General features: G+C 67.1%; 9 protein-coding genes. 7 read left to right on the forward strand and 2 right to left on the reverse strand.

Going from position 1 to position 11,068, the window contains the following annotated elements; genetic code table 11:
• Nucleotides 1-63: 63 nt before the first annotated feature.
• Nucleotides 64-1,122 carry an acyltransferase family protein gene (locus tag RBB46_RS18030; protein WP_306030422.1) on the reverse strand — a complete coding sequence of 353 codons (1,059 nt, stop codon included), beginning with the start codon at nt 1,120-1,122 and terminating at the stop codon, nt 64-66.
• 160 nt (nt 1,123-1,282) lie between these two features.
• A complete protein-coding gene (locus tag RBB46_RS18035; RefSeq protein WP_306030407.1) occupies nt 1,283-1,837 on the reverse strand; it encodes an FxsA family protein in 555 nt (184 codons plus the stop codon).
• 325 nt (nt 1,838-2,162) lie between these two features.
• Here RBB46_RS18035 and RBB46_RS18040 point away from each other — a divergent pair, with 325 nt between their 5' ends.
• The 7 genes from RBB46_RS18040 to RBB46_RS18070 all read left to right on the forward strand — a co-directional run bounded on the left by RBB46_RS18040 (nt 2,163) and on the right by RBB46_RS18070 (nt 11,038).
• Nucleotides 2,163-2,879, forward strand: coding sequence for a Tim44/TimA family putative adaptor protein (locus tag RBB46_RS18040; RefSeq protein WP_306030408.1), 717 nt, complete (start codon nt 2,163-2,165; stop codon nt 2,877-2,879).
• Between the two features lie 85 nt (nt 2,880-2,964).
• Nucleotides 2,965-4,065: a murein transglycosylase A gene (locus tag RBB46_RS18045; protein ID WP_306030409.1), complete on the forward strand. Its 1,101-nt coding sequence runs from the start codon at nt 2,965-2,967 to the stop codon at nt 4,063-4,065.
• Nucleotides 4,062-4,652, forward strand: coding sequence for a Smr/MutS family protein (locus tag RBB46_RS18050; RefSeq protein WP_306030410.1), 591 nt, complete (start codon nt 4,062-4,064; stop codon nt 4,650-4,652). The genes RBB46_RS18045 and RBB46_RS18050 overlap by 4 nt, the downstream gene beginning before the upstream one ends.
• The gene (locus tag RBB46_RS18055) at nt 4,649-5,020 is read left to right on the forward strand and encodes a helix-turn-helix domain-containing protein (protein WP_306030411.1); all 372 of its coding nucleotides are present in this window, start codon (nt 4,649-4,651) and stop codon (nt 5,018-5,020) included. The genes RBB46_RS18050 and RBB46_RS18055 overlap by 4 nt, the downstream gene beginning before the upstream one ends.
• Nucleotides 5,021-5,208: 188 nt before the next feature.
• Nucleotides 5,209-8,040: a [protein-PII] uridylyltransferase gene (locus RBB46_RS18060; RefSeq protein WP_306030412.1), complete on the forward strand. Its 2,832-nt coding sequence runs from the start codon at nt 5,209-5,211 to the stop codon at nt 8,038-8,040.
• Between the two features lie 55 nt (nt 8,041-8,095).
• Entirely contained in the window at nt 8,096-9,694 is a 1,599-nt protein-coding gene (gene murJ / locus RBB46_RS18065; RefSeq protein WP_306030413.1) for a murein biosynthesis integral membrane protein MurJ, read from the forward strand.
• A gap of 339 nt (nt 9,695-10,033) precedes the next feature.
• Nucleotides 10,034-11,038, forward strand: a complete 1,005-nt coding sequence (locus tag RBB46_RS18070) for a BMP family protein (RefSeq protein WP_306030414.1) — start codon at nt 10,034-10,036, stop codon at nt 11,036-11,038.
• The last annotated feature ends 30 nt before the right edge of the window (nt 11,039-11,068 follow it).

Consider the following 11,068-nt stretch of genomic DNA (forward strand, 5'->3'; position numbering starts at 1 on the left):
AAGCCCGCTTGTCGCTTCCGGACCGCTTTATGGACCCCTTTGTAGGCTTCCTGGGGTTTCGTCTTACTCCGCCGCCTGCGGCACCGGTCGGCGCGGTGTCTCCGCTTCCAGCCGTGCCCAGGCGGGCCGCCGGAACAGGAACCAGCCGACATCGAAGCGGGTGATCAGCCAGAGCAGCACCAGCGGGGTGATGACGCCGGCCGCGGTGACGATCGCCGAGACCGTTCCCACATCGCCGATCACGCCGGTCTTCAGCAGGATGATGCGGGTCGCCGCCATCGGGAAGAAAAAAGCCAGATAGATGACGATCGAATGCGTCCCGCAATAGGCCAGCCACCCGGCGATCCCGGCCCGGGTCAGCAGCGCGGAGACGATGATGACGGCCAGCGCGCCGGCTGTGCCGAGCATCAGGCTGACGACCGGCAGGTCGGCGAACCCGGAAAAAACCAGGACCCCGTTGACCGCGGCCCAGGCGGCAAGGCCGAGAACGCCGATCATCGCATGAGCCCGCGCCCAGGCGGCGATGGCGAAGGCGCGCGTCGCGAACACGTAGCCGGCGTGGAAATAGACGTAGCGCGAGCAGAACTCGTCGATCAGCACCGAACCGGTCGAGACGGGCAGGATCTGCAGCAGCGCAGCGCCGGCAAGCACCGCCTGCCACGGCACGCCGCGATCATGCAGGAACTTGGTGATCACGAACATCACCGGCAGCATGTAGATGAACCACAGCGTGCCGAACGGCTGCACATAGGCAAGCAGGTACTGGCCCGCGACCCCGGCCCAGCCGATCTCGCCAGCCATCGACGGCGCCTTGACCGCGAACTGGATGGTCAGCCAGAGCACGTAGAAATAGGCAAAGTGGACCAGCTTGCGATCGAGATAGGTCCGCCACGGCCGGTCGATCACAAGTGCCAGGAAGAGGCCGGAGATCATGAAGAAGTCGGGCATGCGGAACGGCCGGGCGAATTCGACCACAAGACCGAGCCATCCCTCTTCACCGGCTGCGTTCTGCACGCCGAGCGTGGAATGCATCATCACCACGAAGATGATGCAAAGGCCCTTGGCCGCGTCGACCCAGTCGACCCGCCCCGGCCGTGGCGTTGCCGTGCCGTCGGCCGTCATGCCCTGCCGGGGATCCCTCGCCTGCGCGCCAGCCGTGCCCATCTTCCGTGCTCCCTTCCCGCGTCGGAAGGCGGTAGCATGCAGCCGGAGGGTGTAATTGGTGTTAACCGGCTGCCCGAACACGGGAATGTGTGAAACAAATCACCGCCGTTGCGGTTGCCTAACGGCCGGTCTCTCCGGGGCGTCCGGGTCCGTCGTTCGAGCCGCGCCCGTCGGTCAGGCGGCCGCCATTGTTCCAGGGCGTCTCGCCATTGCCGCCGCGCTCGCCCGGTGCGACGTCGGACCAGGCCTCCGGGTCCAGGTCGACGACGCCATCGCCGCGCCGTGGTCCCTGTCCGCCGGGACGGACCACGGTGACGCGCGCGTTGCGCACCACGGCCCGGGCGATCACGGCGCGCAGCGGCGGAATGAAGAGCGCGATGCCGACAGCATCCGTGACGAAACCGGGGACGAGCAGCAAGAAGCTCGCGACGACGATCAGCGCGCCCTGGACGATGTCCTCGCCTGGCACCTCGCCGCGGTCCATCTCGGTGCGCATGCGGGTCAGCAGCGACAGGCCCTGCATCCGCAACATGACGGTGCCGGCGAGCGCTGTCAGCACCGTCAGCAGGATCGTCGGCACGGCGCCGATTTCGGAGCCGACCTCGACGAAGACGGCGATCTCGATCAGCGGCAGGCCGATCAGGGTGAGGAGGAGGATCAGTCCTAGGGGCATGGCGTGTGTTCGGAACCGGGTCTGGCGATTGACATGTCGCGCCGGTCCGGCCCTGAAGGAGCCGAAAACCGTGCGGTTGCGACCCTTCAGGTAGGAAACAATTGACCCGAATGCGAGCAATATGTGTGATCGGGAGGCGAAAACCACGCCGGACACTTGTGCTCAAGGCTGGATGTTGGTTCAAGGGGGCTTACATAAAGCTACCATGGGCAGTTCCGTGGCAGTGCTGTGGACGCGGATCGGCCAGCCGCGCCGTGGCACGGCATCGCCATGCGGTCCGAGCGGACTGCCCACTACTTAACCGGCCGGATGCGAAACGAGTCATATGTTCGACGACGTCATCACAATCATATTTCTGGTCCTGGCGGTCGTGGTGTTCCTGCGCCTGCGCAGCGTCCTCGGGCGGCGCACCGGGCACGAACGGCCGCCGTTCGATCCGTACTCCTCGCAGGAGCGCGAGAATGGTGCCGGTCCCGCGACGCCCGGCGATGACAATGTGATCCCGCTGCCCGGACAGGGGACGCCGCAAGCCGGGCCCGCTCCGGCGACCAGTTCCGCGACGCTCGACAAGGTCGCTCCGGAGGGGAGCGCCCTCAACGACGCCTTGCGCCAGATCCTTTCCGTGGACCGCTCCTTCGACCCGCAGGGCTTCCTGCAGGGTGCGCGCGGTGCCTATGAGATGATTGTCAGCGCCTTCGCCGCCGGCGACCGCAAGACGCTCAAGAACCTGTTGTCCAAGGATGTCTACGAAGGCTTCGTCGCAGCCATTTCCGACCGGGAGTCGCGCGGCGAGACCATCGAGTCCACCTTCGTGGGCATCGACAAGGCGGACATCGTCGAGGCGGCGCTGAAAGGCTCGACGGCCCAGGTGACCGTCAGGTTCCGGTCCGAGCTGATCTCCGCGACCCGCGATCGTGACGGCGCCATTGTTGACGGCGATCCCAATGCGGTCAGCGACGTCACCGACATCTGGACCTTCGCGCGCGACACCACCTCGCGCGATCCCAACTGGCGATTGGTCGCGACCGAATCGGTCGAGTGACTTGGGTGGCCTGCGCCGAGCAGTCCTTGCCGCGGTGCTCGCGGCAAGCCTTCCCGGCGGGGCTTTCGCTTCGGCGGGGAACGCCATGCTGTCGCCACCGCTGAGCTTTTCCGATCTTCCCGGCTGGGCGCAGGACGATCATCGCGCCGCGCTTGCCGCGTTCCTGCGCCATTGCGGGGGTGAAGCGGCCTCACGGGGCGGCGAGCCTGCCGTTCGCCTCGGCGTTTCCGCACAGGCGCTCCGGCGTGCCTGCCAGGCGGGCGAGGCTGCCGCGAAGGAAGGATCCGGCGAGGCCGCGCGCCGTTTCTTCGAGACCGCCTTCGAGCCGCGCCGCGTCCTCACCGAAGGCTTCGTCACCGGCTATTTCGAGCCGGAATATCCCGGTGCCCTGCACCGTGATGCGCTATACGCAACGCCGTTGCTGCGCCGGCCGGAAAATCTCGTCGCGCTGGGCGACGCCAACCGCCCTGCACATCTGCCGTCCAGTGCGCCCTTTGCCCTGCGCGGCCCGGATGGCGCTCTCGCCCTGCCGCCCGACCGGGGCGAGATCATGGACGGCGCGCTGTCCGGCCGCGGGCTCGAGCTTGTCTGGCTCGCCGATCCGGTCGATGCCTTCTACGTTCATGTGCAGGGTTCGGCCCGCATCCGCCTGAAGGAAGGCGGCGTCATGCGGGTCGGCTATGCCGGCAAGACCGGCCACCTCTACTCGCCCATCGGCCGGGTGATGATCGAGCGCGGTCTCGCCGAACCCGGCACCGTCACCATGGACGTGCTGCGCGGCTGGCTCGCCCGGAATCCGGAGGAGATCGACGGCGTCCTGCGTCGAAATCGGTCCTACATCTTCTTTCGCGAGGTGAGTGAGGCGGGTCCCGACGAAGGCCCTGTCGGGGCCGCCGGCCTGCCGCTCGTCGCCGGCCGCAGTCTTGCCGTCGACGCGGCCTTTCATGCCTATGGAACGCCCGTCTTCGTCAGTGCCGACCTGCCGGCCGGGGATGGCCGGTCCGAGACCCCGTTTCGCCGGCTGATGGTTGCCGAGGACACCGGCTCGGCGATTGTCGGGCCGGCGCGCGGCGACATCTTCTTCGGCTCGGGCCCGCAGGCAGGGGCGCAGGCCGGCGGCGTCCAGCACCGGGCAGACATGGTGATCCTGGTGCCGCGCGATGCCGGCACGGGAGCGCCGCGATGAGCAGCGGCCGGCGCAAGGGGCGCCAGCCCTTTCCCGACGAGCGGCGCCTGTGGGCGCAGGTAACGGCCGATGTGGAACCGCTGGTCCGGCCGCGCCGGACCTCCGCCGAACCCGAGACCCTGCCGGAGGCCGGCCAGGCGCAGGAGAGCGACGCGCCGCGCCCCGCTACGGTTTTGGCCGTGCCTCCTCCCACCGTTACCGCATTGCGCAAGCCCTCTGCGCCGCCGCTTTCCCCCCTGGAGCCGCGCCAGCGCCGCAAGGTGGCGCGCGGCATTCGCGCCATCGACGCGCGGATCGACCTGCATGGACTGACCCAGGCGGAGGCACATGTGCGCCTGCGCGGGTTTCTGGCGCGCGCGCAGGCGCAGGGCGCGACGCTGGTGCTTGTCATCACCGGCAAGGGCGGGGCAGGTGGCAGTCCCGCGGCCGAGGGGCGCGGCATCTTGCGGCGCGTCGTGCCGCAATGGCTGTCATTTCCCGAGTTTCGCACGCTTGTTGTCGGCTATGAGCAGGCCCATGCGACACATGGCGGCGACGGCGCGCTCTATGTAAGGGTTCGCAGGGCGGGGAGATGGGGGACGCCATGACGCCCTTTGGCGCGAAGATCCGGGAGCTGCGCAAGAAACGCGGAGTGACCCTGTCGCAGATGGCGGAGGCCCTGTCGGTGTCGGCAGCCTATCTTTCGGCCCTCGAACACGGTCGCCGTGGCCGGCCGACATGGTTCATGGTCCAGCGCATCATCGCCTTTTTCAACGTCATCTGGGACGAGGCGGAGGAGTTGCAGCGGCTTGCCGAATATTCCGATCCGAAGGTCTCGATCGACACGGGCGGCCTCGATCCGGAGGCGACGGAGCTTGCCAATGTGCTGGCGGTCAAGATTTCCGGACTGTCTCGCGAGAGCCTGGCGCACCTCTTGCTTCAGGTCCGTGCGGCGGCGGCCCGCGACGGCGTCTAGCCGGCCGGCGCCGCTGCGGCATTCCGCTCGATCTGCCTCTTGAGCGGAGCGGGTGGCGGGCGTAGGGTCCGCGGGCGGCGGCTTGAAGAACCGGTTGCGGACCCGCTGCGATCCGCGCCGGCGGACTGGCGACGTACCGGCGATGGGCCGGCGATGGGCCGGGAAGCGAGAAGGACAGCGCGCGTATCATGACCCCGAGGAACGCATCCCGGCCATCGGATCCTTTCGCCGGCCTGATCGATGCGGACGCGCTGCGACACCGGCTGACCGCGCTGACCGCGGGCAGCGACGGCGACGGCTCCGACCTGGCGACCCGCGGCCAGGTGCTTGCCGAGCTGAAGTCCGTCATGCAGGAGGCGCGTACGCGTGTCGAGGAGCAGCTCTTCGCCGATGGCGGCGGCATGCTCTGCGCCCAGCGTCTCAGCCACGTGCAGGACGAGATCCTGCGCGTCATCTTCGACTTCGCCATCCATCATGTCTACAGGGTGAAGAACCCGTCCGCCGGCGAACGCATGTCGATCGTCGCCGTGGGCGGCTACGGCCGCGGCACGCTGGCGCCGGGATCGGATGTCGACCTTCTCTTCCTGCTTCCCTACAAGCAGACGCCCTGGGGCGAGCAGATCGTCGAATACATGCTCTACATGCTCTGGGATCTGGGCCTCAAGGTCGGCCACGCCACCCGCAACATCGACGAGTGCCTGCGTCTGTCGCGGTCCGACATGACCATTCGCACAGCCATTCTCGAGGCGCGCCACGTCTGGGGCGAGGCCGCGCTCACCGAGGAACTGATCGAGCGCTTCGACCAGAGCGTGGCGGCCGGCAGCGGGCCGGAATTCATCGCCGCCAAGCTTGCCGAGCGCGACGCCCGTCACACCAGGCAGGGCACTTCGCGCTATCTGGTCGAGCCGAACGTCAAGGAAGGCAAGGGAGGGCTGCGCGACCTCAACACGCTGTTCTGGATCTCGAAGTACTTCTATCGCGTGCGTTCGACCAGCGGTCTCGTCAAGGCGGGCGTCTTCAGCCGTGCCGACATCCAGCGGTTTCGCAAGGGAGAGGATTTTCTCTGGGCGGTGCGTTGCCATCTGCATTTCCTCACCGGACGCGCCGAGGAGCGCCTGTCCTTCGACGTGCAGCGGGAGATCGCCATCCGGCTTGGCTACACCCAGCATCCCGGGATGAAGGATGTCGAGCGCTTCATGAAGCACTACTTCCTTGTCGCCAAGGATGTCGGCGACCTGACGCGCATCTTCTGCGCGGCGCTCGAGGAACAGCATGCAAAGGCGCCGCAGCCGCTTTCCAAGCTGATTGACCGCATCGCGGCGCGTGCCCGCAAGCGGAAGGTCTCGACCGGGACGGCCGACTTCGTCATTGACCGTGGCCGCCTCAACACGGCTTCGGACACGGTTTTCGAGAAGGATCCGGTCAATCTGATCCGCCTCTTCGTCATCGCCGACCGTGACGCGGTCATGCTGCATCCCGAAATGCTGAAACTGGTGCGCCGGTCTCTCAAGCTGATCACCGCCTCGCTGCGCGAGGATGCGGAGGCGAACCGGCTGTTCCTGCAGGTCCTGACATCGCGAAACGATCCGGAAACGGTGCTTCGCAAGATGAACGAGACCGGGGTTCTCGGCCGTTTCGTGCCGGATTTCGGCAAGGTCGTGGCGATGATGCAGTTCTCCATGTACCACCACTACACGGTCGACGAGCACCTGATCCGCTCCGTCGGCGTGCTCGGCGAGATCGAGCGTGGGGAGGCGGGAGAGGACCATCCGCTGTCGACCGACATCGTCAAGACGATCCAGAACCGCCGGGTCCTCTTCGTCGCCATGTTCCTGCACGACATCGCCAAGGGTCGGCCGGAGGACCATTCCATTGCCGGCGCGCGCATCGCCCGGCGCCTGTGTCCGCGTTTCGGCCTGACCGCGTCGGAGACCGACACGGTCGCCTGGCTGGTCGAACATCATCTCGAGATGAGCACGATCGCCCAGTCGCGCGACCTTGCCGACCGCAAGACGATCGAGGATTTCGCCCGCAAGGTGCAGAGCCTGGAGCGGCTGAAGCTTCTCCTGATCCTCACCGTGGCGGATATCCGCGCCGTCGGCCCCAATGTCTTCAACGGCTGGAAGGGGCAGCTGCTGCGCACGCTCTACTACGAGTGCGAACCGGTGCTGACCGGCGGCCATTCTCTGTTGCCGCACAATCTGCGGGTGGAGGCCGCCAAGACGGAGCTGGGCGAGGCGCTCGTCTCCTGGGATCCGGCCACTCGCACGGCCTATCTGGAGCGACACTATCCCGCCTACTGGCTGCGTGTGCCGCTCGACCGCAAGATCGCAGACGCGGAAATGATCCGTGCCGCGGATGTCGCCGGAACCGGCTTTTCGTCGCGCGTCGTCACTCATGCCTTCGAGGAGGTGACGGAGATCACCGTGCTGGCCGCCGACCACCCGCGCCTGCTCTCCACCATCGCCGGCGCCTGTTTCGTCGCCGGCGCCAACATTGTCGATGCGCAGATCGACACGACGACGGACGGCTTTGCCCTCGACACGATCTTCATCTCCCGCGAATTGCCGGGTGACGAGGACGAGATCCGCCGCGGCGAGCGCGTCTGCCGGTTGATCGAGAAGGCCCTGCGCGGTCAGGAACAGCTGCCCGACAGCGTCGCCCGCAAGGCCGCCTCGCGCGGGCGGGTCAAGGCGTTCCGCGTCGAAGCCGAGGTTCTGGTCAACAATTCCTGGTCGAACCGCTACACGGTCCTCGAGATTTCCGGGCTCGACCGGCCCGGCCTCCTCTACGACCTGACCCGGGCGATCTCGGCGCTCAACCTGAACATCAATTCCGCCCATGTCGCCACCTTCGGAGAGAGGGCCGTCGATGTCTTCTACGTGACCGACCTGACCGGGCAGAAGATCGGCAATATCGGTCGTCAGAGGGCGATCCGCGATCGCCTGAGCGAGGCTGTCGAGGGCGATCCGGCCGACGAGCCGGCCCGCCGGCGCCCGCGCCGGGCCGGCGCCGCATGAGCCGGCCCGCCGGCCGCGGCCGGTGCCTCCCTTCTCCCCTTTTCTGGATGGCGCCATGAGCCTTCTGCGCAACTTTGCCACCGTCGGCGGCGCCACCATGATGAGCCGCGTTCTCGGCTTCTGCCGAGACGTGATGATCGCCGCCTTTGTCGGTGCCGGACCGGTGGCGGAAGCCTTCGTGGTTGCCTTTCGCCTGCCCAACCTGTTCCGCCGGCTCTTTGCCGAAGGTGCCTTCAACTCCGCCTTCGTGCCGCTTTTTGCCAAGGCGCTGGAAGAGAACGGCGATGCAGGCGCGCGGCGCTTTGCCGGCGAGATCCTGGCCGCCCTCTTGTCCGCGCTGCTGCTGTTGAGCGCGGTTGCCATGGTCGGCATGGCCGGCCTCGTCTATGTGCTGGCGCCGGGCTTTTCCGCCGATCCGGAGAAATTCGACCTCGCCGTCCTGTTGTCGCGCATCACCTTTCCCTACCTCATGTGCATGTCGCTGGTCGCCTTCCTGTCCGGCATCCTCAACACCTATCGCCGCTTTGCCGCCGCCGCCTTCGCGCCGGTGGTGCTCAATCTGGTGATGATTGCGGTGCTTGCCGGCATCTGGGTCTCGGGCCTGGAACCGGGAACAACCCTTGGCGTCGCGCTTGCCTGCGGCGTGGCGGTTGCCGGCGTGGCGCAGCTCGCCCTGTTGCTTGTCGCGGTGCGCCGCATGGGCTTCTCGCTCTCGCTGCCCCGTCCGCGCCTGACCGCCGGCGTGCGCCGCCTGTGGCGGCTCGGCGTGCCCGGCATCCTTGCCGGCGGCATCACCCAGATCAACATCGTCGTCGGTACGGTGATCGCCTCGGCCCAGGCCGGCGCGGTCGCCTATCTCTATTATGCCGACCGCATCTACCAGTTGCCGCTCGGTGTTGTCGGCATCGCCATCGGCGTGGTGCTGCTGCCGGACCTCGCCCGCTCGCTGAGAAGCGGCGCGGACGGCGAGGCCAACCGCACGCTCAACCGGGCGATGGAATTCGCGCTCGCCCTCACCCTGCCGGCGACAGTGGCGCTGATGGTGGTGCCGCAGCCGATCGTCTCGGTGCTCTTCCAGCGCGGCGAGTTCGGCGCGGAAGCGACGGCGGCCACCACGGCCGCGCTTGTCGCCTTCGCCGTCGGCCTGCCGGCCTTCGTGCTCAACAAGGTTTTCTCGCCGGGCTTCTTCGCCCGTGAGGACACGGCAACGCCGATGTGGTTCGCGGGCATCGGCATGCTGGTCAACGTGGCGGGAGCGCTGGCATTGGCGCCCTTCCTCGGTCATGTCGGCATCGCGCTCGCCACCTCGCTTGCCGGCTGGGTCAACACCGGACTGCTCGGCATCGTCCTCTGGCGGCGCGGTCATTTCCGCATCGATGCCGGTGCCCGCCGCCGCCTGCCGCTGTTGGCGCTCGCCAGCGTGCTGATGGGCGCGGGTCTTTACGGCGGCGCGCTCATGCTCGAGCCGCTGCTCCTTGGCGCCTCCATCCTGCTGCGGTTCGCCGCTCTCGGACTGCTGGTTGCCGCCGGCATGGCGCTGTTCGCCTTTTTCGTTCAGGTCACCGGGGCCGTCGATCTCAAGGGCTACCTCGCCCGCGCCCGCGCTTCCCGGGCGCGCCGCGTCCCCCTGCCGCCCGACGCGCCGCAGGACTGACCTCTCGGCGAGCGGCGACGGCCTTCAGGCTGCATCTTGCCGAACCTGCAATCGCGGGATGCGGTTGTCTGCTCGTTTTGTCGGCTTAATTTTTGACCAGACGATCAAACTTTGTCCATTTGTTCAAAAATCTTCGCCTGGGCCGGCCTGCCTCCATTGTGGGCGTGCCCGGTTTGTGGTCCAATTTCGCCTGCATCGATGAGGGCGGACGGCTGGATCCGAACCGCCGGGATGCGCAGTTCAACCGGTTCGCGCCCGCAACGCGCCTGCCGCACAGGCGGCAGCAATCCGTCGCGGCAAGATGAGTAGCGCGGTACCAGACCTGCCAGGGGGAGTCACATGACATTCAATGAGCATTTTGCCTGGACGCGCCGCGCCGTTCTCGGCCTTGCCGCGTCGCTCGCGCTGGTTGCCGGCGGTTTGCCGGCTGCGGCCAAGGACAAGCCTCTGAAAGTGGCGGCGATCTACACGGTTCCGGTCGAGCAGCAATGGGTCGGCCGCCTTCACCAGGCGCTCAAGACGGCCGAGGCGCGGGGCGACGTCACCTATACCTATTCGGAAAATGTCGCCAACACCGACTATGAGCGCGTCATGCGCGAATACGCGGAAGCCGGCATGGACCTGGTCGTCGGCGAGGCTTTCGCGGTCGAGCGGGCGGCGCGCAACGTGGCGGCCGAATATCCCGACACCGCCTTCCTGATGGGCTCCTCCTTCGGCCCGGCCAAGCCGAATTTCGCCGTCTTCGACAACTGGATTCACGAGCCGAGCTACCTGACCGGCATGATCGCCGGCAAGGCGACCAAGTCCAACGTCATCGGCATGGTCGGCGGCTACGCCATTCCCGAGGTCAACCGCCTGATGAACGCCTTCATGGAGGGCGCGCTGTCGGTCAACCCGGACGTCAAGTTCCTCGTGACCTTCATCAATTCCTGGTACGACCCGCCCAAGGCCAAGGAATCCGCCTTCGCCATGATCGACAAGGGCGCCGACATTCTCTACGCCGAGCGCTTCGGTGTCTCCGACGCGGCCAAGGAGAAGGGCATCCTGGCGATCGGCAACGTCATCGACACGTCCGGCGACTATCCCGGCACCATCCTGGCCAGCGCCCTGTGGCACATGGAGCCGACCATCGACCGGGTGATCGAGGCGGTCGCGAGCGACAGTTTCGAACCGTCCGATTACGGCCAGTTCTCCTTCATGTCCTATGGCGGCGGCAGCTTCGTCGTCGACGAGACGCTCGCGGATCCGGAGGTGCTCAAGGCTGCGCGCGAGAAGGAGAAGGAAATCCTCGACGGCCTCTTCCGCGTCAACGTCAACGACGCCGAGCCCAAGTCGACCATGTGATTTCCGGTTGACGTCCCCGCGCGCCGGTCT

Origin of the sequence: Stappia sp. MMSF_3263, assembly GCF_030733745.1 — a bacterium.
Lineage (GTDB): Bacteria > Pseudomonadota > Alphaproteobacteria > Rhizobiales > Stappiaceae > Stappia.

What these genes read in the sequence shown, in the direction of transcription:
- RBB46_RS18070 (WP_306030414.1), top strand. Translation starts at nt 10,034, where the DNA reads ATGACATTCAATGAGCATTTTGCCTGGACGCGCCGCGCCGTTCTCGGC.
- RBB46_RS18045 (WP_306030409.1), top strand. Translation starts at nt 2,965, where the DNA reads ATGCTGTCGCCACCGCTGAGCTTTTCCGATCTTCCCGGCTGGGCGCAG.
- RBB46_RS18060 (WP_306030412.1), top strand. Translation starts at nt 5,209, where the DNA reads ATGACCCCGAGGAACGCATCCCGGCCATCGGATCCTTTCGCCGGCCTG.
- RBB46_RS18035 (WP_306030407.1), bottom strand. Translation starts at nt 1,837, where the DNA reads ATGCCCCTAGGACTGATCCTCCTCCTCACCCTGATCGGCCTGCCGCTG.
- RBB46_RS18040 (WP_306030408.1), top strand. Translation starts at nt 2,163, where the DNA reads ATGTTCGACGACGTCATCACAATCATATTTCTGGTCCTGGCGGTCGTG.
- murJ (WP_306030413.1), top strand. Translation starts at nt 8,096, where the DNA reads ATGAGCCTTCTGCGCAACTTTGCCACCGTCGGCGGCGCCACCATGATG.
- RBB46_RS18050 (WP_306030410.1), top strand. Translation starts at nt 4,062, where the DNA reads ATGAGCAGCGGCCGGCGCAAGGGGCGCCAGCCCTTTCCCGACGAGCGG.
- RBB46_RS18055 (WP_306030411.1), top strand. Translation starts at nt 4,649, where the DNA reads ATGACGCCCTTTGGCGCGAAGATCCGGGAGCTGCGCAAGAAACGCGGA.
- RBB46_RS18030 (WP_306030422.1), bottom strand. Translation starts at nt 1,122, where the DNA reads ATGACGGCCGACGGCACGGCAACGCCACGGCCGGGGCGGGTCGACTGG.